Annotated in this window: 26 protein-coding genes, 1 other RNA gene and 3 pseudogenes; 25 read left to right on the top strand and 5 right to left on the bottom strand. The window is 37.0% G+C overall.

Annotated elements, in window-relative coordinates:
* Positions 1-352 precede the first annotated feature (352 nt).
* From B2008_RS08280 to B2008_RS04295, 5 genes and pseudogenes are all read left to right on the top strand, one after another.
* A pseudogene (locus B2008_RS08280) lies at positions 353-526 on the top strand (helix-turn-helix domain-containing protein); the annotation flags it as partial.
* A gap of 1,478 nt (positions 527-2,004) precedes the next feature.
* Positions 2,005-2,583 (top strand): annotated as a pseudogene (locus B2008_RS04310) (mannitol-1-phosphate 5-dehydrogenase); the annotation flags it as partial.
* A 124-nt stretch (positions 2,584-2,707) separates the two neighbouring features.
* Positions 2,708-3,523 carry a Cof-type HAD-IIB family hydrolase gene (locus tag B2008_RS04305; RefSeq protein ID WP_281827835.1) on the top strand — a complete coding sequence of 272 codons (816 nt, stop codon included), beginning with the start codon at positions 2,708-2,710 and terminating at the stop codon, positions 3,521-3,523.
* A gap of 16 nt (positions 3,524-3,539) precedes the next feature.
* Positions 3,540-4,262, top strand: a complete 723-nt coding sequence (locus tag B2008_RS04300; protein WP_281827837.1) for a hypothetical protein — start codon at positions 3,540-3,542, stop codon at positions 4,260-4,262.
* Entirely contained in the window at positions 4,255-4,713 is a 459-nt protein-coding gene (locus tag B2008_RS04295) for a low molecular weight protein-tyrosine-phosphatase (RefSeq protein ID WP_281827840.1), read from the top strand. Before B2008_RS04300 ends, B2008_RS04295 begins: the two co-directional genes overlap by 8 nt.
* 21 nt (positions 4,714-4,734) lie before the next feature.
* Here B2008_RS04295 and B2008_RS04290 read toward each other — a convergent pair.
* Positions 4,735-5,861: pseudogene (locus tag B2008_RS04290) on the bottom strand (glycerate kinase).
* 115 nt (positions 5,862-5,976) lie between these two features.
* Between B2008_RS04290 and B2008_RS04285 the strand changes: the two are divergent.
* From B2008_RS04285 to B2008_RS04265, 5 genes are all read left to right on the top strand, one after another.
* Positions 5,977-6,561 (top strand): LysR family transcriptional regulator, encoded by a 585-nt coding sequence (locus tag B2008_RS04285; RefSeq protein WP_281827842.1) that lies wholly within the window; start codon positions 5,977-5,979, stop codon positions 6,559-6,561.
* Positions 6,552-6,845: a hypothetical protein gene (locus B2008_RS04280; RefSeq protein ID WP_281827844.1), complete on the top strand. Its 294-nt coding sequence runs from the start codon at positions 6,552-6,554 to the stop codon at positions 6,843-6,845. Before B2008_RS04285 ends, B2008_RS04280 begins: the two co-directional genes overlap by 10 nt.
* Before the next feature lie 116 nt (positions 6,846-6,961).
* Positions 6,962-7,339 (top strand): nuclear transport factor 2 family protein, encoded by a 378-nt coding sequence (locus tag B2008_RS04275; RefSeq protein WP_281827846.1) that lies wholly within the window; start codon positions 6,962-6,964, stop codon positions 7,337-7,339.
* Between the two features lie 107 nt (positions 7,340-7,446).
* On the top strand, positions 7,447-7,740 hold the full coding sequence (locus tag B2008_RS04270) for a hypothetical protein (protein WP_345739783.1): 294 nt from the start codon (positions 7,447-7,449) through the stop codon (positions 7,738-7,740).
* A gap of 16 nt (positions 7,741-7,756) precedes the next feature.
* Entirely contained in the window at positions 7,757-8,767 is a 1,011-nt protein-coding gene (locus tag B2008_RS04265; RefSeq protein WP_281827848.1) for an asparaginase, read from the top strand.
* A 39-nt stretch (positions 8,768-8,806) separates the two neighbouring features.
* Here B2008_RS04265 and B2008_RS04260 read toward each other — a convergent pair whose 3' ends face one another.
* The 4 genes from B2008_RS04260 to B2008_RS04245 form a co-directional block, all read right to left on the bottom strand.
* The gene (locus tag B2008_RS04260) at positions 8,807-9,622 is read right to left on the bottom strand and encodes a Cof-type HAD-IIB family hydrolase (protein WP_281827850.1); all 816 of its coding nucleotides are present in this window, start codon (positions 9,620-9,622) and stop codon (positions 8,807-8,809) included.
* Positions 9,623-9,725: 103 nt separating this feature from the next.
* Positions 9,726-11,369 carry an APC family permease gene (locus B2008_RS04255; protein ID WP_281827852.1) on the bottom strand — a complete coding sequence of 548 codons (1,644 nt, stop codon included), beginning with the start codon at positions 11,367-11,369 and terminating at the stop codon, positions 9,726-9,728.
* Between the two features lie 567 nt (positions 11,370-11,936).
* Entirely contained in the window at positions 11,937-12,077 is a 141-nt protein-coding gene (locus B2008_RS04250; protein WP_281827854.1) for a hypothetical protein, read from the bottom strand.
* Positions 12,078-12,163: 86 nt separating this feature from the next.
* Entirely contained in the window at positions 12,164-12,424 is a 261-nt protein-coding gene (locus B2008_RS04245) for a hypothetical protein (protein WP_281827856.1), read from the bottom strand.
* A gap of 192 nt (positions 12,425-12,616) precedes the next feature.
* Here B2008_RS04245 and B2008_RS04240 point away from each other — a divergent pair, with 192 nt between their 5' ends.
* The 15 genes from B2008_RS04240 to B2008_RS04170 all read left to right on the top strand — a co-directional run bounded on the left by B2008_RS04240 (position 12,617) and on the right by B2008_RS04170 (position 24,006).
* A complete protein-coding gene (locus B2008_RS04240; protein ID WP_281827858.1) occupies positions 12,617-13,144 on the top strand; it encodes a VanZ family protein in 528 nt (175 codons plus the stop codon).
* A gap of 75 nt (positions 13,145-13,219) precedes the next feature.
* Positions 13,220-13,951, top strand: a complete 732-nt coding sequence (locus B2008_RS04235; RefSeq protein ID WP_281827860.1) for a YebC/PmpR family DNA-binding transcriptional regulator — start codon at positions 13,220-13,222, stop codon at positions 13,949-13,951.
* A 118-nt stretch (positions 13,952-14,069) separates the two neighbouring features.
* Positions 14,070-15,047, top strand: coding sequence for a competence type IV pilus ATPase ComGA (gene comGA, locus B2008_RS04230; RefSeq protein ID WP_281827862.1), 978 nt, complete (start codon positions 14,070-14,072; stop codon positions 15,045-15,047).
* Positions 15,013-16,017: a type II secretion system F family protein gene (locus tag B2008_RS04225; protein ID WP_414671995.1), complete on the top strand. Its 1,005-nt coding sequence runs from the start codon at positions 15,013-15,015 to the stop codon at positions 16,015-16,017. Before comGA ends, B2008_RS04225 begins: the two co-directional genes overlap by 35 nt.
* A gap of 2 nt (positions 16,018-16,019) precedes the next feature.
* Entirely contained in the window at positions 16,020-16,370 is a 351-nt protein-coding gene (comGC, locus tag B2008_RS04220) for a competence type IV pilus major pilin ComGC (protein WP_080881515.1), read from the top strand.
* Positions 16,342-16,785, top strand: coding sequence for a prepilin-type N-terminal cleavage/methylation domain-containing protein (locus B2008_RS04215; RefSeq protein ID WP_281827976.1), 444 nt, complete (start codon positions 16,342-16,344; stop codon positions 16,783-16,785). Before comGC ends, B2008_RS04215 begins: the two co-directional genes overlap by 29 nt.
* Positions 16,772-16,984 (top strand): type IV pilus modification PilV family protein, encoded by a 213-nt coding sequence (locus B2008_RS04210; protein ID WP_006351788.1) that lies wholly within the window; start codon positions 16,772-16,774, stop codon positions 16,982-16,984. Before B2008_RS04215 ends, B2008_RS04210 begins: the two co-directional genes overlap by 14 nt.
* Positions 16,985-16,987: 3 nt before the next feature.
* Positions 16,988-17,476 carry a competence type IV pilus minor pilin ComGF gene (gene comGF / locus B2008_RS04205; protein ID WP_281827978.1) on the top strand — a complete coding sequence of 163 codons (489 nt, stop codon included), beginning with the start codon at positions 16,988-16,990 and terminating at the stop codon, positions 17,474-17,476.
* Positions 17,477-17,647: 171 nt separating this feature from the next.
* Entirely contained in the window at positions 17,648-18,652 is a 1,005-nt protein-coding gene (locus tag B2008_RS04200; protein ID WP_281827980.1) for a class I SAM-dependent methyltransferase, read from the top strand.
* 37 nt (positions 18,653-18,689) lie between these two features.
* On the top strand, positions 18,690-19,874 hold the full coding sequence (locus tag B2008_RS04195) for an acetate/propionate family kinase (RefSeq protein ID WP_281827982.1): 1,185 nt from the start codon (positions 18,690-18,692) through the stop codon (positions 19,872-19,874).
* A 60-nt stretch (positions 19,875-19,934) separates the two neighbouring features.
* Positions 19,935-20,302: a transfer-messenger RNA gene (ssrA, locus tag B2008_RS04190) on the top strand.
* 126 nt (positions 20,303-20,428) lie between these two features.
* Positions 20,429-21,394: a mannose-6-phosphate isomerase, class I gene (manA, locus tag B2008_RS04185; RefSeq protein WP_281827985.1), complete on the top strand. Its 966-nt coding sequence runs from the start codon at positions 20,429-20,431 to the stop codon at positions 21,392-21,394.
* A 31-nt stretch (positions 21,395-21,425) separates the two neighbouring features.
* The gene (locus B2008_RS04180; RefSeq protein WP_040457047.1) at positions 21,426-21,815 is read left to right on the top strand and encodes an SdpI family protein; all 390 of its coding nucleotides are present in this window, start codon (positions 21,426-21,428) and stop codon (positions 21,813-21,815) included.
* Between the two features lie 2 nt (positions 21,816-21,817).
* Positions 21,818-22,546, top strand: coding sequence for a response regulator transcription factor (locus B2008_RS04175; RefSeq protein ID WP_281827989.1), 729 nt, complete (start codon positions 21,818-21,820; stop codon positions 22,544-22,546).
* Positions 22,546-24,006: a sensor histidine kinase gene (locus B2008_RS04170; RefSeq protein WP_281827991.1), complete on the top strand. Its 1,461-nt coding sequence runs from the start codon at positions 22,546-22,548 to the stop codon at positions 24,004-24,006. The genes B2008_RS04175 and B2008_RS04170 overlap by 1 nt, the downstream gene beginning before the upstream one ends.
* Positions 24,007-24,022 lie beyond the last annotated feature (16 nt).

The following is a 24,022-nucleotide window of genomic DNA, read 5'->3' as shown; positions in this document are numbered from 1 at the left end:
TTAACTTAATGACATTGATTTTGAATCTGTTCTCTTTTTTTGTTCTTGGGTATAATCATAGATAAGAAGTGGTAGTGAAAAATAAAGGTTGATTAGGATGAATTTTTTAACAGATAGACAAAAGCAGATTTTGGCTGTTCTAGCTGCAAGTCCTGCGGGTTTAACAATTAAATAATTAGAAGAACGTGTTGGGGTAAGTCGGCGAACTATCTATCGCGAATTTGAAAATTTGCGTTCAGCTTTGGCCCAAGAAGGCCTAGAAATAAGCAATGAAAAGAAAAAATATAGTTTGCAAGGCGACCAGACTGCTCTTAAAAAATTAAATGTCTCAGTACAAAAAGTACAGGGGAAAATGACTATGACAGTGGCTGAACGAGAAAATGCCATTGCGGCGAGTTTGTTATTGACAAATGAGCCATGCAAAATAATTCAATTAGCGCTTGATTTAAATGTCAGTGAAGCCACTATTCAAAATGACCTGGATGTAGTTGAAAAATCCTTGGCCGAGTATAAAATCAGTTTGATTAGAAAAAAGGGAGTAGGAATTTTGGTTGCAAGTCCGGAAAGTGAACGGCGTCAGGCTTTAATTGGAATTTTATTAAGTGAAATCAATGACTATGATTTCTTTCGTTACTTGCATCATGAACAAGATGATCCTAACTATTTTTTAAGGCTGCTAAATCGAGATACATTAGTTGACGTTAAGGAATGCTTAGATAAAAGCGTTTTTAGCAATATTAAATTAGATTTCGATTATCAAATTATTGAAGTGATTTTGGCATTTGCCGTATCAATCATGCGTATTGACGAAGGCTATTCTGCTGAGCTAGTGAAGCCTGCTCATGATTCTTTAAGATATAAGGGCTATGTTTTCAAATTTATGTCACTGTATTCAAAAATTAAGAGTGTAGCAGTTTCACCTAATGACATTACTTATTTAGCCAATAAGGTCATGAATTGCGATCATCGCCAATCAGTTTTGTCATATGATAGTGACCATGAATTGGAAGTTTCCGTTAAAGTAAAAAACTATGTTAAAAATGTTTCAGAACAAATGCACTGGAACTTCCAAAAAAATCCTAATTTTGTCAATCGGCTAACTCAGCACATTCTTAGTTTGAGCGAGCATCGCGTCACGCCATTGCCCAATACGCGAATAGAAATGCTGGCAGGACTTAGCAATCGCTTTAGCGATTTGTATCAGGTGGTCAAAGAAAGCTGGATTAAAGAATTTCCGCAATCACAGCTTACAACTTCTGAAATGCAGCTTGTATTGCTCTATTTTGCCAATGAATATACCAGCAGAAAAAACAGTCAATCCTTAAGTGCTTTGGTAATCTGTGAAAATGGGATAGGTACTTCAGCAATTTTGGGGGCAAGATTAAAGCAGAAATTTCCAGAAATTAAGCATATTAAATTAAGTCGTGTTTCAAATTTGGCCGAACTTGATTTGCAAAAATATGATCTTATTCTTTCAACACTGGAGTTAAAAGGTTTTTCACGCGATTATTTATTAGTCAGTCCTTTGCTTTTTGATGATGAGATCAACCACATTCATTCTTATATCAAGGAATATGAGCAAAAATTCCCTGCAGAAGCTTCAGTGAATCAGCAGCATGCTCAAAATGGTGGAAGCCATGCGGTTGAAAAGCTCTCACAATTTTCAATCAGTACTTTATTTTGCTCGGACTTGGTCAATGACATCAAGGTTCAGCGTCTGGAATATAATGCTGAGGATCTAATTGCAATTGTGCAGGACTGCTTGGCTCATTCAGATCGGAGTCTAATTAAGAACCAACGCTCAGTAGCCAAAAGACTATTAAAGAGAATCAGGCTTGCTCCAGTTGGTATTCCAAACAGTCACCTTGCCTTGCTCCATACAAGCAGTCCTGATATTACGCGGTGTTCATTTACAATTTTTGATTTAGATAATGAAATTCAGGTAAAACGCATTCTGCTAATGCTTGGGCCTGAGGACCTTTCTGAGGTTGAGCAGGGAGTGGTGTTGATTACGCTCCAGACCTTGAACCTTACATTGAAAGAAAATTGTTCTCAGTTAATACTGGTCACGCAACTGTTGCCTACACTGGCAAGAACTTGGGCTACTCAACAATTGGTGATGCAATTAAAGATCCATTTGTTTTGAAGCAAGTTAGGAGAGTTTTGAGCGAAACCCGTTCACTTTTGTACCACAAGTGGAACAAGGAATTTACTGAAGAAAGTTTGGAAGAATACCACAACAAGATTTTGAGCAGATTCCAAAACCCATACATTTCAGATGATATTGCTCGTGTAGGTAGAACTCCAATCCGTAAGTTTGGTTACAACGAAAGATCTATTCGTCCAATTCGTGAATTGAAGGAAAGAAACTTGGACTACAGCGCTTTGATGGAAACTGTTGGTAGAATTTACCACTTTGACGAACCTAAGGACAAGGAAAGCGTTAAATTGATGCAAATGCTTAAAGATGAAAATCTTAAGGACGTCATTGTTGAAACCACCGGCTTGAAGGACGATCCAGAATTGGTTGACGAAATCGTTAAGTCTTACCACAACGCTGAAAAAGACGAAAAGAAAGCCTAATTAAAAAATAAAAGTTTTGAGCAATAAATATCCATTCAAATAAACTTTAAAAAGTCGTGAGGAAACTCACGGCTTTTTGTATAATAAAAAAGAAGATTAAATTTTGGTAAAGGAGGAAGAATGGATGGCTATCAAATTAATCGCGGTTGATCTGGATGGAACATTATTAACAACTTCAAATACAATATCAGCAGAAACACAGAGAACTTTGCAAGAAGCTAAAAATCAAGGAATAAAAATTGTCCTTGTGTCTGGCAGGCCATTGTCTGGTGTAATGCCTTATGAAGATATCCTTGGCTTAAAAGGTGAAAAACAATATGCGATCGTCTTCAATGGTGCGGTGGTTCAAAATTTGGCAGGCGATGTCTTAATGAGTCAAGAAATGGATTATCGCGATTTTAATACCATGCTTCGTCTGCAAAGGCTAAGTCATGTTAATTTGCATTTTGAAACAACCAAATGTTTTTGGACGCTAGATCGTAATCTTTCAGTACAAATGCAAATTAACGCAGCTTTAACTAATAATGAATTGCGCGTAAGAAATCGTGATGAAATCCCTAAAGATTTTACCTTCAATAAAGTTGGCTTTACTTGTGCCAAAGATAGTGATCAAATTGCTAAATTATGGGGATCTTTGCCAGAATGGACTTTTGAATCCTATGATATTGTTCGCAGTCTGGACAATTGTATTGAGATTAATGCAATTGGTGCTTCAAAAGGCAATGCGGTTATGGACTTAGCTTCTAGATTAAAAATCAATCCTAAAGATGTCATGATTTTTGGCGATCAGGGCAATGATTTATCGATGTTTGAGAATCCTGATTTTAAAAAGATTGCAATGGGAAACGCAATTAGTTCAATTAAAGAAAAAGCTGATTTTGTTACTGATGATAATAATCATAATGGAATTGCCAAGGCGTTAAAAAAGTTTGTAATTTAGTGGAAGTTTGTTGTAAATGAAATATGGTTCTAGAATAATTAGATTAGTTGCGATTTTATTGGCTGGCTTGTCTTTGTATTTTTTACTTTTAAGTTCGGCTACTATCAAAATTGATAATACGCATGAGATGGCAAGAACGGTTATTAATCGCTCTGTTTCTAAATCTGAAGATGCCGAGATTAAAAGCGGCGTCGAAATTGTCAAAGAATCTGGTTTGGAGGATTTGCTGATTAGTGGCTTGCCTAAGCACGTCAATTTAAAATTTTCTTATGCAGATGTTTATCATTTAACTAGCATTTATGATGATAAGGGGAAGGTAAGTACAGGAGATTTAGGCCTTAAGGCCAAAAATCGTTTGGAAGATGTAATCAATCGTTTTATTGTTGAAGCAATCAATGCTAAATTACGTGAAGAATCTAGGCAGGTTTACCATTTGATCAGCATTTATCGTTACTCAATTTTTGTCATTATTTTGCTTTATATTCTGAGTGCAGTTTTAATGTGGCTCAAACGGTATACTGCTTCGATTCCGCTTCTGCTGGGTTCCGTAATTTCTTTTGGAGCATTGTGGTATTTCTGCAACGAGGCAAATAATGAGTTGCAGAGCAAGGTTTACAAGGGTATTTCAATTCAGCTTGAGGCCGGTATTTGGACAGGGTTAATCATAGGCATTGTTTTAGCTATTGCTTGGCTGTTTTTGTTAAAATGGATAAAAAGGAATGATGCTTCACATGCATAAAATATTGTTTGTTTGTCATGGTAATATATGTCGTTCACCCATGGCTGAGTTTGTCATGAAGGATTTGGTTCATCAGAATAAACTAGGTGATCAATATTTGATTGATTCCGCTGCTGCTACTAACGATGCTGTAGGACATGCAATGGACATGAGAGCAACGCGTGAATTAGAAAAACAAGGTATTCCTTATGGTGAGCATATTGCAAGGAAAATGGTCAGGGATGATTATCAAAAGTATGATTATCTAATCTGTATGGATGAAGAAAACTTTATGGATATGAATCAAATTACTGGTGGCGATCCTGATCATAAAGAATATAAATTGCTTTATTTTGCCGACGATTATGGTGATATCGATGATCCATGGTACACTAATGATTTTGATGCCGCTTTTAGGCAAATAAAAAAAGGCTGTGCAGCCTTGTTGACTTATATTCAGTCAAAAAAATAAAATGTTTGTTTTGCAGGCATTTTATTTTTTTATTGCAATTAATCTGACGATGTTTTCAGTAGTGCGAGCAACATTGGTCGGGCCATCCTTTAATGCTTCATCCAAAGAGGATGCTTTTGCCAAAATACCAAAGATGGCCGTAAAGCCGCATCCATATAGCTGATCAATACCATCACCTAAATAGCCAGCTAAGGAAATTACTGGTACATTGTTTTTCTGCGCAATTTGGGTGACCCCATAGGGTGTTTTGCCAAATTTAGTTTGAAAATCGGTTCCACCTTCACCGGTGAAGACATAATCTGCATCTTTGATTTTTGCTTCAAGTTTATTTTCTTTAGCTACGACTTGAACGCCTGGCATTATTTTTGCGGGAGTAAAGGCAAGAAGACCTGCGCCCAAACCACCTGCAGCCCCGCTTCCTGGAATATGCGTAATATTTTTTTAAAACATTTTTGAATAACCTCAGCATAATGCTGCAAGTTACAATCGAGCTGCTTTTGTGTAGGTGCATCAGCTCCTTTTTGCTGGCCAAAAGTATAGCTCGCGCCATCTGCGCCAATTAATGGACTTGTGACGTCACTTGCCAAAATGAATTCTGTATTTTGAATGCGTGGATCAATGTGCGACAAATCAATGCGTTCTATGTCATTTAGTTGACCGCCGCCCAACTTTTTCTGGATCTTTTGCTGTTTTTGGTCAAAAAAGTCTACCCCAATTGCTTGGGCCATACCGCTGCCGCCTAAACCGAGGATGATTTTCTTGACGCCGTGATCCAAAGCATCAATAATTAATTCACCTACACCGTAGGTTGTTGCTCTTTTGATACTTATCGGGTTTCTTTTTTCAAAAGGCACATAATTCAAGCCACTGGCTTGTGCCATTTCGATAATTGCTGTTTTTCCATGATCAATTAGTCCATAATAGGCGGTTACTTTTTTTCCTAAGGGACCAGTGACTTGTTTTTTAATATATTGTCCTTTCCTAGAATCAACTAAAGAGCTAGTTGTACCTTCACCGCCGTCGGCCATCGGAACAGAAATGATTTTTGCGTCAGGCATGACTTGACGAATGCCACTTGCCATTGCTTGACACACTTCATTTGCCGTCATGCTCTCTTTAAAAGAATCAGGTGCTAAAACGAATTTCATCTTTTCTCCTACTATACAGTTTCCGTATACTACTATTATTTTTAATTATTTTTATTTAATCAAAGCAATCCTTAAAATAATTATAACGAGTTTTTAAAGAGAAGCGGGGAATCTTATGTTTAATCAAATTCAATACTTTATCGCTGTTGTTAAGAATAAAAATTTCACTAAAGCAGCTGAAGAATGTCATATTTCACAGCCCGCAATATCACAGCAAATTAAAGAATTAGAAGCAAATTTAGGCGTGGAGCTTTTGCATCGAAAGGGACGCAGCTTCACAGTTACAAAGGCTGGCCAATATTTTTATCAACATGGACAGGACGTTATTGATAATTTAAATGATTTGGTCACTAAAACGCAAAGCATTGGTCAGCAAAAGAAAAAGCCATATATTTTGCATGCAGGTTATTTGCGCAACTTCGGTACCACTGAATTTTTACAGGCAGTTGCTGAGTTTTCTAAGACTTATCCAGATGTAAAAATCAAGATTACGAGCGGTGGTCATGAACAACTTTATCAGGCCCTAAAAGATAACAAAATTGATTTTGCTTTCAGTGATTTAAGAAGAGCGCCTTCTAATTTATATATGAATGACTTTTTAACCAGCAGCGATTATAAAGTAATTATTAGTCAAGGAACGTTTGCTGCTGATAAAGAAAAGGTCGAAAGCACTGAACTGGAAGATTTGCCATGCATTTAATTGTTGGTGCTAATGAAGCTGCAGCCGAGGAAGAATATTATCGTGATATTTTGGGCGTTAAGAGTGAATTTGTGATTGCCCAAACCTATGATGAAGCTGCAATGATAGCTGCTTCAAGACAGGGTTATTTGCTGATTAATAACCGGACCAGCAAGAATATTGATACCCAGGCGTTGCAAACCTTGACTTGGCTCAACAATCATGAAGAAATTAAGCAAAAGTATTATGCATTTTGGAAGGCAGATAATTCCGGCTTATACATTGAACGTTTGCCGATCTGTTGAAGAAGCAATTTCAAAAATAATAAACATAAATTATTTTTAAGTATTGATTTTCAAATTGGTTATTTTCAATTTTGGCATTAACATTGAACCATATTAAAAAGTCAGGTGAAATGAAAATGACAAAAAAAGATGAACAGGAAATAATCGAATTATATCGGCAAGAAAATGAAGCAATGGTCAAGCATGATATCACTGTTTTGAATAAGATTCTTGCTCCAAGCATGGAATTAGTTCATATGACCGGTTTTGTTCAGCCTAAAATGCAATGGATTGATCAAATTCAAAATGAAGAAATGAAATATTACTCTTCGGTTGAGAAAAATGTTTCAAATATTAAAATTGATGAAGATCATGCTTCTCTTATTGGTCAAAACAAAGTTAAAGCCAGAATTTGGGGTGGCAGCATTAATACTTGGCCGCCGCAAATGAAAATGTATTTTGCTAGAAATAATAATCACTGGGTTATTTTTAGGCAAGTGGCAAGCACTTATTAAAAGATTTTATAAAAAAACTGGGAAAAACCAGTCTTTCTTTGTCTTCTTTTGTTAGAATAATAAAGATAAATGGGGATTGGATAAGGACGAAAGAAAAATAAAATTGCTTGAAAATGATAGGAATAAAGTGTATTTTTAAATCCAAAGTATTTGAGGCTGAACTAGAGCAACCAGCAAGGGTAAAAGCTAAGGTAGAAATCGCCCAAAACAAAATTGTGGATGTAAAATTGCACAGTTTGAAGGGCGAACAGCCGATTGAACCTTCCCTTGAAGAAGAATTTAAAGGACAAATTATCAATGCACAATCTGTCAATATCAATGGTATTTCAAGTGCAAGTATTTTGACCAAGGCAGTAAAAACCGCGGTTGTTGAAGCTTTAGCAGAGGCTAGAGAAGATTAGAAAAGCAGGTATAAACATGGCAAAGAAGATATTGCTTTTGTCTACAGGAGGCACGATTGCTTCAGTAATTTCTGATTCTGGATTAGTTCCTAAAGAATCAGGTGAGCAGCTAATCAAGCTTTTGGGAAAATTGCCGTTTGAGATTGAAGTAAAAAATATTTTACAGCTTGATTCGTCTAATATTCAGCCTGAAGAGTGGAAGTTTATCGCTGAAGAAATCTTTAAGTATCGAAACGATTATGATGGCATCGTAGTTTCTCATGGGACGGATACGATGGCATATACGGCTTCAATGCTCTCATTTATGCTGCAGGGAATAGAGATACCTGTTGTCTTAACTGGCAGCCAGGTCCCAATTAACGTTGTTTTGAGTGATGCACCTGACAACTTGCGTTTAGCTTTTACCGCTGCAACAAAGTGTGCACCGGGCATTTATTTGGCCTTTGACCGCAAAGTAATGCTAGGATGTCGAACAGTTAAGGTAAGAACGACTAACTTTAATGCTTTTGAAAGCGTCAATGTACCGCCAGTGGCTAAAATTACGTCTGATGGAATGGTATTTGAAAAAAAGGTAAAAGCAGTAAGCGGACCTTGCAAATTAAATACCGATATTGACTCCCATATTTCGCTGGTCAAATTATTCCCTGGCTTTGATCCAAATCTGCTTTTTGCGATGGCAAAAAGCGGCTGTCATGGGATTATTATTGAAGCTTATGGCATGGGCGGAATGAACTATATCCGGCGCAATATGGTAGGTGCAGTAGGCAAGTTGATTCGGCAAGGAATACCTGTCATTGCCAGTAGTCAGTGTTTGTATGAAAGAAGCGATCTAACCAAATACGAAGTTGGTCGTTTGGCTTTGCTTGAAGGTGCGATCAGTGCTCATGATATGACTTCTGAATGTGCAATTACCAAGTTAATGTGGGCTTTAGGACAAAGTATGGGCGTGCATCAGGTAGCACAGTTCTTTAATACGAATGTCGTCGGTGAAGTTACTTTAGATAGCGAAGATGAAAAACGAGAGTAAAAAAAGGACTTAGATTTTCTAGGCCCTTTTTGCTTCTTTTTACTTATTTAAATAATCTTCCAGCACTTTAAGCACGCCACTGTCATTATTGCTTGGTGCTTTATATTTAGCAATTTGGAATAATTTTGGATAGGCATTAGCCATCGCATAGCTGTAACCGGCTAGTTCTAACATTTCCTTGTCATTCATGCCATCGCCAAAGGCAATTAATTGATCGGAAGTCAGTTTGAAGTAACGCAGAAAGTATTTCAATCCTTGTGCTTTATTGATGCCGTATGGAACGATATCAATATCTTTATAACCACTTGTTGTACAGTGAATTCGTTCAGTATAACCGCTGTTAAAACTGTCTTCAATCGTGTTTGCCAAATCTGCTGGGCAGTTTAGCGTTAGTTTTATAATGCGATCATCAGCAGGAATTTCAGTGAAATCGCGCAAAGCAATACTGTTAGGATAGTAATAATTCATCGTATTTTTAAAATGACTAGGTGCACTTTGTAAATAATAAGCGTAATCCTTGCCACTAACGCAAATATCAACGCTTGAAAATTTTTCTTGAATGAAAGCTAAAAGTTTTTGCCCAGTTTGTGGTGTCAAATAGTGGGTCGAAATAATATTGTTATCTTGCACCAGCACCGCACCATTATCTGCGATTAAGTCGATTCGATCTAAAAAATTGGCAAAGTCTACTTTTAGACGTGAAAGTGGCCGACCACTGGACACAATGAAATGGATATGATTGGCCTTCAATTGGGCCAAAATACGCTCAAAACGATTTTGATCAAAAGTTCGATTATCTCTAACGAAGGTGCCATCAACATCAACTGCAACGGCTTTGAATGGAATTTCTGTCATGATTATTAATTCCTTTCTATAACTGTTACTTCCATTATACAGTAAGCGCTTTATTCATAAAACTAAAAAAAGGCCACAGGCAAATTGTCTGTGGTCCTTGACGTTATTCTTCAGCTTTAAAGCCATTGTTAATATCCGGTTTACGTCGTCCAATTAACCAAACAATGATTAGAACTGCAATTCCTTCGATGAAAATGTAAAGTCCTCGCAGTGGTAATTTGGTAGCGCCTAATGAAATACCAGCAATGATTGCGATTAAAATCAGGGCAATCATTGAAATGCATTGCGGTTTATCAAAAGCAATGCCGTATTCGACCTCACGTCTGCGAATACCTGGCAAGATGGCACCTAATCCAATCAGGACAACAACGGAAACGATGTTGATAATTAATTCGTACCACCAAGTGCCGCTATATTGCGCTACGTCTTGTGGCGTAATGCCCATGATTGTGGCAACTGCAGTAACGACAAGCAAGATTAAGCCAACTGTGTATGCCAGCTTGTCATTTTTAATATAAACATATTTTGAAGGGAATTTCTTTGAATTCTTTCTGACACGCATGAAGGAGTAGAAAATCCAGCAGGTAACGCCAGGAGAAACAATTCCGTTCAAGTTCAAAAGCCAGTTAAAGATATCATTCATGTTAGGCAGGAAGATACCCAAAATCATAATGAAGGCTGATAATGAGACGGTTAAGATATAGCCGTTAATAGGCAAGCCGTTCTTGTCTTTCTTGCGCAAGAATTTTGGCATGTATTTTTCACCAGTATCGGAAATCAGCATTCTAGTCATCGCATCGAGCAAAACTGCAAGCAATGCGCAGTTGAAGAAGACTGAAGTCCAAGCCCAGAAGAAGAGCAGGCCCTTGCCCAAGCCATATTGTTGGCCGATCATATCGAATACGTAGTAGGCACCGTTCATCTTCAAGTCATTAGGAATATGGTAGGCATTGAAGTAAATTCCTAGTGAGAAGGAACCGAAGATGGTTAAGAAAGCAGTCATCGCAGCCAAAGCAATCATCGCTTTAGGGAAGTCATATTGAGGCTTCTTCATTTGGGTGACATATGGTGCTACTAATTCACAGCCATTCATCGCATAGATCAGCATTGCAATAGTTGAGAAATAGTGCCAGTTGAAGTTAGGCAGCATCGTCTTCCAAGTAAATGGCTGAGTTGCCATGTGACCACCGGATTTTGCCAAACCTACAAAAGCAAGCAATACCAGCAAAATAGTCATGACAACCATCAAGCCGCCACCAATTGTTGACAAAAGCTCCATTGACCGTGAAAAGTGATGTTCGACAATAATGAAAATGATAAACATCAAGAAAGTCAAAATAGCAAAAGTACTATTGGAAATTTTGCTTTGGAATTTTTCTGAACCGGTTAAGGCCCAACCCAGGTCAACTATGATTTCATTAGCTGAGTCAACAGCATAGGGAATTGAAGCTGCCCAGTAGGTCCATGCAGTAAAGTAGCCTAAGAATTCTCCATCAGTTCCGCGAACCCATGATGAAAGGCCACCGCCTTCTTTATTGAAGACAGAACCCAATTGTCCTACCATCAGGGAATAAGGAATAACGTAAAACAATACCATTACTACCCAAGAAAAAATAACTGACATGCCTTGGTTTTGAAAGTTGTACATGATATCGTCGATGCCGATTACTGTACACAAGTCCATCAAAAACAAGGTTTGCCAAGAAATAAACTTTTTTTCAGGATTCAATTCTTTAATTTCATCCACTTTAAATTTTTCGCCCTTTTCTAGTAAAATATTTTATTTTTACTAGAAAATTCCTGGCGATTTATTCTTGAATTTGATATTCATTCAATAACTCTAACCCCTTATAATTTCTTCTATTTAATTTTACATAGAAAAGGGATGAAAGACTAGGGTTAACCTCTTTCTTGTTTTAACTGATGAATTCCTTGATCATTTTGAGCAGATCATTGACTTCTTCGATATTCAATTCTTGTTCATCATTAAGAAACAGCTGTAAAGTTTGAATATAGAGCATCGACATTATGTCAGCTTGAAATGGCGTGAGCTGGTGCTGGGTGTCAGACTGATATTTTTCAATGAAAACCTTTTGCAGTTCTTTTTTTTAGCAAATATTGTCAGTTTTGATTTTTAGCAAAGTAGTAATTAGCAGCTTGTTTGTACGCAGATAATCGCCATGTATACGATAAATGCTTTCAAGCTTCTTTAGCGCTGGACCTTCATGCAATCGCTCGTCCAAAATCTCTTTAATGTTTTTATTACATCATCTACTAGTTGGGCTAAAAGATCGTATTTATCGGTGTAATGCAGTTAGAAAGTTTGCCGGTCAATATATGCTCTTTTAGCAATTTCACTGACTGTTACTTTGTTAAAGCTTTTTTCTTGCAGAATATCAATGAATGTCGTTTGAATGGCAGTGGTTGTTCTAATAGTTCGTAAATCTTTTTTCATAATAGTTCAATTTTATATAAAAAACCCTACAATAAACAATATTGTAGGGCATAAGCTAATAATAATTCACAATTGTAGCTATCCAATTACTTGTTTAATTTGCGGTAGCCGAAGTAGAATTGTACTATTGCTAATACAACGTTTAGACAGTTGATTGCTAAGAAACAATTGCTAAGAGCACCAGCTGGATGACTTACGCCGTAAAAGACCCAGAAGCCAATTACAACAGCGGCAACATTAATCCAAGCAAAGGTCTTTTGTAAAGATTGGTCATCAAGTTTGAACCACATCCAAATCACGTTAATTAAAAACCAAATAGCTAAAACCCAAAAAACAAAATTAAACATTTTGATATCTCCTTTGATAATTAATATGTTTTAGAATATTTAGTAAAATTTTATTTACATTCACTATTATAGTCACTATTATATCAGCTGGCAAATAAAATAATGGACAATAGTCAAATAATTGATGGCTGACAGATAATTGACAGTTGACAATAAATTGGCTATTAAGTCGCAAATTTTGAGGAGAAATTGATGAAGAACTTTAAATTTACTAAAACCGAAAAGATCTCTTTTATATTGGCATTGCTTGTGTTGGTCGTACTTTTTATCTCAAGTTCAATGACCTATAAGCAGCAGGAAATGGATCCAGCAGAAATTAAACGCTGGTTTGGTTTTATTGAACCGGTAATCAAAAACTGGAATATCAAATACGCCGGTGCCTGGCATAACCGAGTTTCAGATGGTGGAATAGCCGGATTTACACAATTTTTTGTTAGAAAATTGGCCCATTTCGGCACATATTTCTTATTAGGAATTTTTTCTTATTTTGGTTTAAAAAGAGTTTTTGTTTTTAAATGGACGGGACCATTCTTTGTTTGGTTTATGACTATTGCATTTGCTGCTTTTGATGAATATCACCAATATTTAACAGGTGATCGTACTCCTAGCGTTCATGATGTGATGCTGGATGGAGCTGGCAGTTTATGTGGAATTATTATTTTATTAGTTTGCTTGGCTGTTACTATGAGAATCGGGAAAAATAAAGCGATAAACCACTGATAATATTGAATTTTAATAGTGTGTGAGTTAAGATAATTAACGTTAATAATATAAATAAAAGAAAGAAGGATTCTAATGTCAGGACATTCAAAATGGCACAATATTCAAGGCCGCAAGAATGCGCAAGACGCAAAAAGAGGTAAGATTTTCCAAAAGTTATCTCGTGAAATTTATATGGCTGCAAAGAGTGGTGGTCCTGACCCTTCAGGGAATCCTAATTTGCGGATGGTAATTGATAAGGCACGTGCTAACAACATGCCAAAGAACAATATCGAACGTGCAATTAAGAAGGCTGAAGGTAACTCAGACGAACACTACGACGAAATTACTTATGAAGGCTACGCCCCAGGTGGTGTTGCTGTTTTTGTCGAAGCTTTAACAGATAACAAGAACAGAACTGCTTCAGATGTTCGTGTTGCCTTTACTCGTAACGGTGGTTCTCTTGGTGCTACTGGTTCAGTTAGCTACATGTTTGACCGTAAGGGCTACATTGTAATTGATCGTTCAACTACTGATGCTGACGAAGATCAAGTTTTGCTTGATGTTATGGACGCTGGTGGTGACGATTTGCAAACTAGTGATGATGCTTTTGAAATCTATACTTATCCTAAGCAATTCGCACAAGTTCGTGATGCTCTTGAAAAGGATGGTTACAAACTTGCTAACGCAGAATTGACCATGATTCCAAAAAACACCACTCCAGTTCCAGCAGATAAGAAGGAACAATTTGAACACTTAGTTGATGCTCTTGAAGATAACGACGATGTTCAAAATGTTTACACTGCTGCAGCAGATGATGATGAATAATTCTTAATAGAATCGTCTAGTCGAAAGGCTAGACGATTTTTTAATTTTTAAATTTTTTCGGTAAAATTCTCCTTTTTTACGTACTTAATATATAGAGGGCTAAAAAGGAGGATTTTTTTTGCAAGCAAAAGAATTAATTGAAGAAATTTTGCAGCAGGCAGTTCAGAAAAGAATAAGCGATATTTTCTTTTTGCCAAAGAGTGATTGTTATCAGCTCGCTTTTCGTGAAGATAGCGGCGTGGAAGTTGTTCGAGATTTCAAGCGGCAGATGGGAATAGAATTGATCAATTATTTTAAATACGCCGCGCAAATGGATATTGCTGAACATCGCAGACCTCAAGTAGGCGCGATGAATTATTGCAATGATAAAACTGAATATTACTTGCGTTTATCCAGTTTGGGTGATTTTGATGATCAAGAATCGCTAGTCATTCGAATTATTTATCAAACTGATCAGAGCAGCTATTTTTTTGCAGAACAGTTGCAGCAAATTGTGCAGTTTAGTCGTAAGCGAGGATTAATTGTAACTAGTGGTCCCACGGGTTCAGGCAAAACAACAACGATGTATGAAATTGCCAAAAAAATTGGAGCAGGAAAAATCGTAATGACGATTGAAGATCCTGTTGAAGTACATGAGAGCAGTTTTTTGCAAGCACAGATCAATAATGAGGCCGGCATTAATTATCAGAGCCTATTAAAAGCGGCATTACGGCATCGACCTGATATTTTAATTATCGGTGAAATTCGTGATTCAGGAACAGCGAGACTAGCCATTGATGCTGCATTAAGTGGGCATTTGGTCTTAGCAACGGTGCACGCGAAGAGTACCTTACAGACAATTACCCGACTTGAAGGATTAGGAATTCGCAATGATGAATTAGCTAATTGTTTAACGGCTGTTTCTTATCAGCGCTTGCTACCCAAAAATGGCAGCGGCTTTTCATGCTTGATGGATATCGCTGGTGGACAAGTACTTCAAGATAATTTGATGCGCGATGTTCGTGGCGAATTCGTTTTATGGCAAGAGAATATTATCAAACTTAAAGAGGAGGGAGCCATTGATGAATATGCTTACAGTTTCTTCAAAGAAGGATAAATTAAATGGAGAAGAACAGCTCGAATTCTTAGATTATCTAAAGAGCAGTTTAAAAAACGGCTTTTCTTTGAATAGCAGTTTGGAATTAATGGCAGTTATGTGGCCCAAAAAAAGACAACTATTAATTGCTTTAAATCAGCGAATGCAAAATGGCGGGTCGCTTACAACCGAGCTTTTTCGTTTAGGTTTTTCAAAAACTACGGTTATGCAGATTAACTTGGCATTGAGTCAGGGAAATTTGGTTGAATGCTTGTCGCAGTTGACAATAATTAACCGCCTAAAGAATCAGCAGATTAAAAAGCTGTGGGTAGAACTATCATATCCTTTTGTTTTGGCAGGGATGATGATCGTCTTGCTGCTTTTTATGCAGACTTTCGTTTCTACGCAATTTCAGGAAAGCAGCAATTATACCGGTGACATTATTTTATTATCTTTGGTTGTTATTATTGGCGGCGGAGTATTTTATTTTGCCAAAATGCTGACGCTGCTAGCTAAACAAGATTATGCTTCTCTGAAAAAATTAAGCAAATATGCTTTTATTGGCAAAACTATTAGAACTTATGTCAACTATTTAGTGGTCTACGATATTGGAATGCTGCTTGCGAGTGGTTTTTCGTTGCAGAAAATGTGTGAATACGCTGCTAAGCAGTATGCTGGTTCATTACAGCAATATTTAGGCGAAAAAATCGGTGAAAGATTGAATCAAGGAATAAGTCTAGAAAAAATTATTAAGGAAGAAGATTTTTTGCCTGATAATTTACTGCTATTGTTGCAGAGCGGATCAAAAAGAGACAGCCTCAGCAAACGGTGTCTGCTTTTGGGTCACAGTTTGTTTACAGAATTAACAGGCAGAATTGAAAAGCTCGTTGTTAGCGTGCAGCCATTTTGTTTCATCATTTTAGGGTTATGTATTGTTGGAATGTATTTGAAATTATTGCTGCCAATGTACAGCATGATGCAGGGGATATAACGATGAAAAAGAGAGTTAAAAACTATTTAATTAATTTAATGAAAAAGAGTCGCAAACAATCAGGCTTTACCCTGATTGAAATGGTAATTGTTATTGCGATTATCGTTATGCTTTTAATCATTATCGCGCCAAATTTGGTTAACCAAAGAAATCACGCGCAAAAGAAAACGGATGAAGCGTTTGTTTCGACTTTGCAAACACAGGTTGAACTTTACCAGGACAATCATCCAGGCAAAAAAGTTACCAGTTTGGACGTATTAAAAGATGGTGATTACTTGACTAAGGACCAAGAGAGCAAACTTGGAAAATATGAGATTGATAAAGATGGCAAAGTTAGACAAAAGCAAGAGTAAGGGCTTCACTTTGCTCGAAGCACTGATTACTTTGTTCATCGTATGTCTATTAGCAACTGTTGGCAGTTTGCAGTTAAAAGAATATCGCACACAGCTAGTATTTTATGCCGCTATAGAAAAATTTAGGAACAGCTTTGAACGAGCAAGTCGAATGGCAGTGCTAAAGAATCAAAATGTGTGTATTGATTACAGTGAATATGACCATTGTTTAATAATTAAAAGCAAGAATAGTGAAGAGAGAATAGATATGCCAGCCAACCTCACTATATTCAACAGGAATGCCAACCTTCATAATTATGAAATTCAAAGAAATGGTTCAGTTAGTCCTACTACTTTGCGATTTGCTTATGGCAAATATTCTAAGAAACTGCGAATTCAAATGACTTGGGGAAAGATAATTTATGATGAAGAATAAAGGCTTTTTAATGATTGAAAGCTTGATAGCATTGATGATCACGTTGATTGCACTGACTGCTTTTACAACAATGATTCTTGATAGCAGACAGTTTGAAAAGAAAATTGAGTATCGCAGCGATCGGGCATTGGCGAATTATATGTTGAATGAATTTAAGCTTAAGGAAGTCGTTGTTCATGATCATGTTTTTAGGGAGTAGCATATGAAAGCTAAAAAGGGATTTTTGCTGATTGAAGCAATTTTCTCAGTGTTTATCACTCTGCTAATTGTGATCGCGCTGCAGAATTTGCTGGTTAGTTTAAAAACAGCACGTCATTTAAAGCATCCGGTTAATGAGGTAGCCTTTTCCTACATTCAGTTGAACAATTTTTTAAAAGAGCACGAGTCTTATGTACTGCCTGAATTATCAAATAGCAGAAAAGCGGATTTTTCCGGATTGAAAGACAATAATAAAGTATATGTTTTAGAAAAATATAAAAACATGATCAGGGTAACTACTAATGCAAGTGGACATATGCCTTTATTGTTAAATGTTGATCAAGCAGAATTTGAAACGAGCAAAAACAGAATCAAAATTTTTATTACTGAAGAAGATGGACGAAAGTCAGAATTGTATTTTAAGTTGCGGGAGAAACCGGATGAAGCAAAAGAAGAAAAGAAAGCGGTCAAAGGGAAGCGCACTTCTGAGTAGCATTCTAGTTTTAAGTACTTGTCTATTGTATTTGACTTTTTATCAGCAGATTTTGCATGATACTGTGGAAAGCAATCAAATGATAATTGAATATTTGCGAGATAATTAACTTTACTTGCCACCCTTTGATTCTTTTTATTAAAATAAATAAGGATTAGAAGAAGGGTGAATATGGAAAATTTCGAAAAACTTTTTAACCAATTTTTAGCTTGCGTAACAACCTTGCAAAACGCACTTAATGTTTCTTTTGGCGAAGCATTGACTGAAACCTTTGATAACTTGGAAAATGGCAAGATCAAGGTTGAGATGGGCGCTCCTGATACAGAAACAGTTGCCCAATTAAGCAAAATGTATGCCAAATTGAATTATGAGCAGTTGCCAAAACGCAGCAAAGTCTTGTTTTTTAACTATTTGACTTTAAAAGCGATCAATGACGATGGCCGCAACAGCAATCAAATGTCGACGCCACCAGCTTTGGCAACGGTCATTGCTCTCTTAATGCAGCGACTTTTGCCAGCAGATCAACAGCTGGAAGTAGTTGATCCTGCCTTGGGTACTGGTTCGCTTCTTTATTCGGTCATTAATCAATTAAAGACAGAGAATCATTCCAAGAATCTTTACCAGTTGGCTGGGATCGATAATGATGAGCAAATGCTAGATTTTGCTGATATTGCAGCTCATTTGAGTGAACTAAAGATTGATCTTTATTGTCAAGATGCGATGATGCCTTGGATGACAGAGCCGGCCGATGCTATTGTGTCTGATTTGCCGATTGGTTATTATCCACTAGACAATAATGCTGAGCACTTTGAATTAAAGAATAAAAAAGGACATTCTTACGCTCACTTTTTATTTGTAGAGCAAATCGTTAAAAATCTAAAAGCTGGCGGTTTCGCATTCTTGCTCGTTCCAACAGGGATGCTGCAAGGAAAAGATCGCAATCAATTTATGCCATGGTTGACTAAGAAAGTTTTCCTCAATGCAATTGTTGATCTGCCAGATGACATGTTCAGAAATAAATTTAACCAAAAATCTATTTTAGTTTTCCAGAATCATGGTGATAATGCTAAGGCTAAAGATGTCTTATTAACTAAATTAGACTCACTTAAGAAAGAAGATTCCCTAATCGCATTTAATATTAAACTTAACGAGTGGTATACTAAATCGAGTGATTAGTTTGTGAAAAAAATCATTAGTTGTGGAGGATTTTCTTATGAAGAAAGTATTAGCAATCAACTCAGGTAGTTCTACATTTAAATACAAGCTTTTTTCGGTATCTGATGAAAAGGTACTGGCATCGGGAATGGTTGATCGAGTAGGGCTTGATGGCTCAACCTTTGAAATTAAACTTGCCGATGGTACTAAGCATGTTGAACACGTGAAGATCCCAGACCAAGAAATTGCTGTAAAGCTTTTAATTGAAAACTTGAAAAAGTATAAAGTAATAGATAATATTCATGAAATTATTGGGGTAGGACACAGAATTGTTGCAGGTGGAGAAGATTTTAAAGAATCTACTATCATCACCAAGGACAATATTCAGAAAGTATTCGATTTAACGCAATACGCACCGCTTCACAATATGCCAGAAGCAATGGAAATCGAAGCTTTTATGAATATTTTGCCAGATGTTCCTCAGGTTGGTGTCTTTGATACTTCCTTCCACCAATCTTTGGATCCTGTGCATTATTTGTATTCAATTCCCTATGAATATTATGAAAAATATAAAGTACGTAAATACGGTGCTCACGGAACTTCAGTCCGCTATGTAGTTCAAAGAAGCAGTGAATTATTGCAAAAAGATCCTAAGGATTTGAAACTAATTGTTTGTCACTTAGGCTCAGGCGCATCAATTACGGCTGTTAAGAATGGCAAATCTTATGATACTTCAATGGGCTTCAGTCCATTAGCTGGTATCACGATGTCTACTCGTTCCGGTGATGTTGACCCATCACTTCTTGAATACATTATGAACAAGGAACATTTGGACATTGACCAGATCATTGCCGTGTTAAACAAAAAGTCAGGTTTGCTCGGTATTTCTGGTATTTCTCCAGACATGCGCGATATCAAGACAAGCGATAAGCCACGTGCTAAACTTGCTAGAAAAATTTTCATTAACAGAATTATTCGTTACATTGGCGCATATTATGCTGAAATGGGTGGAGCCGATGCAATTATCTTCACGGCTGGTGTAGGTGAACATGATAAAGGCGTTCGTCAAGCTGTGATGGAACAACTTGCATTCATGGGCATTGATCCAGATCTTGAGGCTAACGAAACAAATGGTGAAAAGTTCATCACCAAGCCTGATTCTAAGATTAAGGTCATGATTGTACCTACTGATGAAGAGTTAATGATTGAACGTGATGTTGCAAGATTGGCCAAATTAGACTAATTAAGCCAAATATTTGAGAACATAGCAATTAATTTGTATAATAGATAATGTTCTCTTTATGGGGATGTTTTTGGGATTCGACAGGCGTAGACTTGCACTGACTGCAATTCGTAGGTTACGTCTACGTAAAAACGTTAATTTAAATTTAACTGCAAAAAACAGTAATTCTTACGCATTAGCTGCCTAATTAGGCGCATGTGTTGCCTTTAACCAGCTTACTCGTGGCCGGTTCTAGGTATCAACATTAGCGAGTTACGTTTAACTACCTCACCTGAATAGTTAGAAAGAGTCTGAGCAGGTTAGCTAGTTCATTCTAGCCCTGTTATATGGCGTTTTGAGCTAGTGAAGTTCAAGTAATATAACTATGATTGTAGAGGTCAGTGATGAGCTGCGTTTGGACAGGGGTTCAACTCCCCTCATCTCCACTAGATACAAAATCGCATTAGATTAATTTCTAATGCGATTTTTTCTTATGTTAAAATTATTAAATGAAAAGCGAAAAGGGTTTCATTTTTGTTTATAGAAAGTATATACTTTATGTGAGGCAAATTTTGATGGAACCAATTTTTTTAACACCATATTTTAGACCCAAAATTTGGGGTGGACGCAAACTAGATACAATTTTTCATTATGATATTCCAGAAGGCAAAGTTGGCGAAGCCTGGATTATTTCTGGATACAAAGATGATGCTTCAACTGTAACTGCAGGACCACTTAAAGGTAAATCATTGAGAGACGTTTACCATGAGAATCCTGAACTTTTTGGCAATCCTAAAGCAAAAGAATTTCCATTATTAGTAAAATTCTTGGATGCCAATGATAACTTATCAGTGCAAGTGCACCCAGATGATGATTATGCAGCCAAAGTAGAACATGATTCAGGCAAAACTGAAAGCTGGTACGTTATGCAGGCTGACCCAGGCGCATATCTTATTTATGGTCACCATGCCAAAACCAGAGAAGAGCTGGCTGATATGATTCATAAAGGCGAATGGGACAAGCTTTTGCGTAAAGTCCCAATCAAAGCTGGCGATTTCTTCTACGTTCCAGCTGGTACCATTCATGCTTTGACAAAGGGCAGTTTGGTAATTGAAACACAGCAATCCAGTGACGTAACTTATCGTCTTTATGATTATGATCGAGTTGATAAAAAGACTGGCAAAAAACGTGAACTTCATACGCAAAAGTCAATTGACGTAACAACAGTTCCGCACGTTGATCCTAAACTTAATGTTCATACTGATAAGGATCAAGATGCTTCAATCAAGACTCTTGTTGAGCCACCAATTTCGCCGTATTTTTACTTATGGCAAATTGATTTGGACGGTACTTGGAAGTCCAGTCTCAAGAATCATCCATATTTGTTGTGTTCTGTAATTAAAGGTTCTGGCAAGCTTGAAGCTGATGGTCAAAGTTGGGATTTAAAGCTCGGAACGAATTTAATTATTCCAGATCAGATGAAAAATTTTGCTCTCACTGGTAAAATGAGAATTATAATGTCTGCTCCAGGTGAAGAATAGACAACAATTTTATTAGGGAAGCGAATTAATAGTGATCTACATAGCTTGTGGTAGCGTAATGATGGCAGTTGGTTTAATTTGGCTGATTTCACCAGCCAAACGACCGAACCAAATTTATGGCTATTTATCATATTTAGCTCAAGTGAATAAGGCAAGTTTTAAATTTGCACAGAGACGAGCAAGTTTATATTGTTTGCTCTTTGGTTTTATTCAATTTGTAATCGGGCTGATTATCCACTTGCTTAATGCGGATCGCTTTTTTCTTATATGGCTGTTGACTTTCTACATTTTCATTATTTTGCCGATAGTCTGGACTGAGAAGAGTCTTCAAAAATTTTTAAAAGCAAGAAATGAGTTGCCACCTGATTATGTTGAGCCAGACAAAGTTAAACATCATCGGACAAAGGGATTTAAAGATTAAGAATGAGTTTAAAAATTTTGATGGTTGAAGATGACACCTCTGTTGCTGAGATGATGGAGATGTTTTTCAAAAAAGAAGGATGGCAGCAAGATGTTGCCGTTGATGGCGTGCAAGCAGTTGAGATGTTTAAAGAGCACGCCTCAGAATACGATTTGATTACTCTAGACTTGAACCTGCCTAAAAAAGATGGCATTCAAGTTGCTAAAGAAGTTAGACAAATTTCACCTACAGTACCAATTATTATGCTGACGGCACGGGGAAGCGAAGCTGATCAAGTTCTAGGCTTGGGCGTTGGTGCTGACGACTATGTATCAAAGCCATTTAGTCCAATTGCATTGATTGCTCGTATTAAGGCGCTGCATCGACGCGTAATGATGGATGAGCCTACCAATAATGCTGTTAACAAGCAAGTTAACAATGATTATGATATTCAAACGCAGCATCTTAAAATTTCAAAATCAAGAAGAGAAGTTCTGTTTAATGGCAAATCAGTGACAACTTTGACGCCTAAGGAATTTGATCTGTTATTTACGATGGCACAAAAGCCTAAGCAGGTCTTTTCACGGGACCAATTATTGGAACTGGTATGGGGATATGAGTATTACGGTGAAGAGAGAACGGTTGATGCTCATATTAAGAAATTGCGGCAAAAACTTGAAAAAGTCGGTCCTCAAGTTATTCAAACTGTCTGGGGTGTCGGCTACAAATTTGATGATTCGCAGGTTGAATAATGAAACTTATTTATCAGCACATGCTCAGTTTCTTATTGATTATCATTACTTCAGTTTCAATTATTGGCTTCGCTGAAATTGATTACGTTCGCAATCAAGCTTATGAGCAAAATTTTGGGCGAATGGAAAGCTATGGTAATGCGATTGGTGAATTGGCTGCAACAGAAGGCAGTGGCAAAAAGGCAACGCTGGATACGACTTTTTTAAATCAATTGCAGTTTATTCTTAGTGCTGAGCATGTTCACTTTCGAATTTTTAACACGAAAAATAAACAGATCTATCCTCAAACCACAATCACTTTTAAGTTGCCCAAGAACGTTTATGATTCTTTGAAAAAAGGTCAGGAAATTCGAATTCGCAACAATAATCAGGAAAGCGCGTATATGGGGCAAACCAAATACGCTTATACCGGTGTCTTGATGCCTTGGTTTAGCAAGCAGAAACTGATTGGGATCATTTGGATCGGTTCGACAGTTCGCAATGTTGAACGACCAATCACTATGGCAAAGAAAAACTTGATCAATGCCTTAATTATTACTTTGGTAGTAGGATTAATCTTAAGTTTAATTTTGGCATACTACTCAACCAGCAAAATCAAACGCCTTTCAAGGGCAACGGAAAAAGTTGCCGCCGGAGATTTTGATGTTCAAATTGAACATAAGGATCATGATGAAATCGATCAGTTGGCAGCCAATTTTAACCGCATGGTTCGAAAATTAAAGAAGTCGAATGAAGAGGTCAAAGCGCAGGAAGAACGACGTGACCAATTTATGGCCGATGCGGCTCATGAGATGAGAACACCGCTAACTACGATTAATGGAATTTTGGAAGGTTTGCAATATGATGCAATTCCTGAAGAATCTAAGCCTAAATCCATTGCTTTAATGCGCCGAGAAACTAAAAGATTGATTAGACTGGTCAATGAAAATTTGGATTATGAGAAGATTCGCAATAACCAAATTATGTTGATCAAGACTAACTTTGATGCCTGCAAAGTGTTGCATGATTTGCAAACTCAATTGGAACAAAATGCTAAAAAGGCTAATGATCAATTGATTTTAGATGTTCCAGCTGAATTGCCGATTTATGCAGATCATGATCGTTTTACTCAAATTATGGTTAATCTGATTCAAAATGCAATTCAATTTACCCATGATGGCAAAATTACAATCAAGGGTCGTCGTTTGCCACATGCCTGTGAATTGCAGGTAACTGATAATGGGATCGGGATGAGCCCAGAACAGACTAAATATATTTTTGAACGCTTCTTCAAAGCAGACCCATCAAGAGCACGTTTGGGGACAGGTGAATCTGGCTTAGGATTATCAATTGTTTCATCCCTGATTAAGCAGCACGGCGGGAAGATTTCGGCTAAATCCAAGCCCCAAGAAGGATCAACCTTTACAGTCATTATTTATGACAAAGGTTATGAGCAATTTGTTGCAAAAGAAAACGACTAGTATTACTAGCCGTTTT

The sequence above is a fragment of the Lactobacillus sp. UBA5813 genome (assembly GCF_002417895.1).
GTDB classification, from domain to species: Bacteria; Bacillota; Bacilli; order Lactobacillales; family Lactobacillaceae; genus Lactobacillus; species Lactobacillus amylolyticus.
This window is presented reverse-complemented; position numbering and strand designations above follow the sequence as displayed.

Coding starts and splice junctions, on each gene's coding strand:
- B2008_RS04210 (WP_006351788.1), top strand. CDS start 16,772: ATGATGAAGAATAAAGGCTTTTTAATGATTGAAAGCTTGATAGCATTG.
- B2008_RS04225 (WP_414671995.1), top strand. CDS start 15,013: ATGAATATGCTTACAGTTTCTTCAAAGAAGGATAAATTAAATGGAGAA.
- B2008_RS04295 (WP_281827840.1), top strand. CDS start 4,255: ATGCATAAAATATTGTTTGTTTGTCATGGTAATATATGTCGTTCACCC.
- B2008_RS04275 (WP_281827846.1), top strand. CDS start 6,962: ATGACAAAAAAAGATGAACAGGAAATAATCGAATTATATCGGCAAGAA.
- B2008_RS04215 (WP_281827976.1), top strand. CDS start 16,342: ATGGCAAAGTTAGACAAAAGCAAGAGTAAGGGCTTCACTTTGCTCGAA.
- B2008_RS04250 (WP_281827854.1), bottom strand. CDS start 12,077: ATGAAAAAAGATTTACGAACTATTAGAACAACCACTGCCATTCAAACG.
- B2008_RS04245 (WP_281827856.1), bottom strand. CDS start 12,424: ATGTTTAATTTTGTTTTTTGGGTTTTAGCTATTTGGTTTTTAATTAAC.
- B2008_RS04235 (WP_281827860.1), top strand. CDS start 13,220: ATGTCAGGACATTCAAAATGGCACAATATTCAAGGCCGCAAGAATGCG.
- B2008_RS04175 (WP_281827989.1), top strand. CDS start 21,818: ATGAGTTTAAAAATTTTGATGGTTGAAGATGACACCTCTGTTGCTGAG.
- comGC (WP_080881515.1), top strand. CDS start 16,020: ATGAAAAAGAGAGTTAAAAACTATTTAATTAATTTAATGAAAAAGAGT.
- B2008_RS04170 (WP_281827991.1), top strand. CDS start 22,546: ATGAAACTTATTTATCAGCACATGCTCAGTTTCTTATTGATTATCATT.
- B2008_RS04280 (WP_281827844.1), top strand. CDS start 6,552: ATGCATTTAATTGTTGGTGCTAATGAAGCTGCAGCCGAGGAAGAATAT.
- manA (WP_281827985.1), top strand. CDS start 20,429: ATGGAACCAATTTTTTTAACACCATATTTTAGACCCAAAATTTGGGGT.
- B2008_RS04265 (WP_281827848.1), top strand. CDS start 7,757: ATGGCAAAGAAGATATTGCTTTTGTCTACAGGAGGCACGATTGCTTCA.
- B2008_RS04285 (WP_281827842.1), top strand. CDS start 5,977: ATGTTTAATCAAATTCAATACTTTATCGCTGTTGTTAAGAATAAAAAT.
- B2008_RS04260 (WP_281827850.1), bottom strand. CDS start 9,622: ATGACAGAAATTCCATTCAAAGCCGTTGCAGTTGATGTTGATGGCACC.
- comGF (WP_281827978.1), top strand. CDS start 16,988: ATGAAAGCTAAAAAGGGATTTTTGCTGATTGAAGCAATTTTCTCAGTG.
- B2008_RS04200 (WP_281827980.1), top strand. CDS start 17,648: ATGGAAAATTTCGAAAAACTTTTTAACCAATTTTTAGCTTGCGTAACA.
- B2008_RS04300 (WP_281827837.1), top strand. CDS start 3,540: ATGAAATATGGTTCTAGAATAATTAGATTAGTTGCGATTTTATTGGCT.
- B2008_RS04195 (WP_281827982.1), top strand. CDS start 18,690: ATGAAGAAAGTATTAGCAATCAACTCAGGTAGTTCTACATTTAAATAC.
- B2008_RS04240 (WP_281827858.1), top strand. CDS start 12,617: ATGAAGAACTTTAAATTTACTAAAACCGAAAAGATCTCTTTTATATTG.
- B2008_RS04305 (WP_281827835.1), top strand. CDS start 2,708: ATGGCTATCAAATTAATCGCGGTTGATCTGGATGGAACATTATTAACA.